Here is a 941-nt window from a genome sequence, read left to right on the forward strand (position 1 = left end):
GCACGGTGATGCCCAGCGGGGTTTGCTCGGCAGGCTTGAGCACCACGCAGTTACCGGCAGCCAGAGCCGGGGCGAGTTTCCACGCGGCCATCAGAATCGGGAAGTTCCACGGAATGATCTGCCCGACCACGCCGAGGGGTTCATGGATGTGATAGGCCACGGTGTTGCCGTCGATTTCGGCAGCGCTGCCTTCCTGGGCACGGATGCAGCCGGCGAAGTAGCGGAAATGGTCGGCGGCCAGTGGGATGTCGGCGTTGAGGGTTTCGCGCACGGCCTTGCCGTTGTCCCAGGATTCGGTGATTGCCAGCAGTTCCAGGTTCTGCTCGATGCGGTCGGCGATTTTCAGCAGCACCAGCGAGCGCGCCTGGGCGGACGTGGCGCCCCAGGCATCGGCGGCTGCGTGGGCGGCGTCCAGGGCCTTGTCGATGTCTTCGGCCGTGGAGCGGGGGAATTCGGCAATGGGTTGGCCATTCACTGGCGAGGTATTGGTGAAGTACTGACCTTTGACAGGCGCGACGAACTCGCCGCCGATGTAGTTACCGTATTTGGCTTTGAACGAAACGATAGCGCCTTCAGTACCGGGGTGAGCGTAACGCATGGTGGTCTCTCCTTGCTTTTGTGCTTATAGGGAGTCGCGCATGTGCGCTTGCTATAAGCGTAGAGCAAGGGGCGGGCCAGCGCGTTGCAGCTCAGGCAAATCAAGGCCTTGCGCATTTTTTGTCGGACGGATGGAGTGCGCCTGTGACGCTTTCGGTACAGCTGGCGTGACACTTTGTACCGTTTCTGGCGCAGCGTGTGACCGAGCGGTCTTGCCAGCATTGCAATGCAGGCCCGGCTGGAGGATGCTCGGGCAATCACAAGGACTGACGCTGCATCACCCCTGTAGGAGCTGCCGCAGGCTGCGATCTTTTGACTTTGATTTTTTTCAAGATCAAAAGATC

Annotated in this window: 1 protein-coding gene; it reads right to left on the reverse strand. The window is 60.5% G+C overall.

Features of this window, described 5'->3' with window-relative positions:
- The coding region (locus PMI26_RS00030; RefSeq protein ID WP_007981133.1) for an aldehyde dehydrogenase family protein at nt 1–598 on the reverse strand (598 nt) is incomplete at its 3' end.
- Nucleotides 599–941 lie beyond the last annotated feature (343 nt).

This window comes from Pseudomonas sp. GM33, from assembly GCF_000282295.1.
Lineage (GTDB): Bacteria > Pseudomonadota > Gammaproteobacteria > Pseudomonadales > Pseudomonadaceae > Aquipseudomonas > Aquipseudomonas laurylsulfatiphila.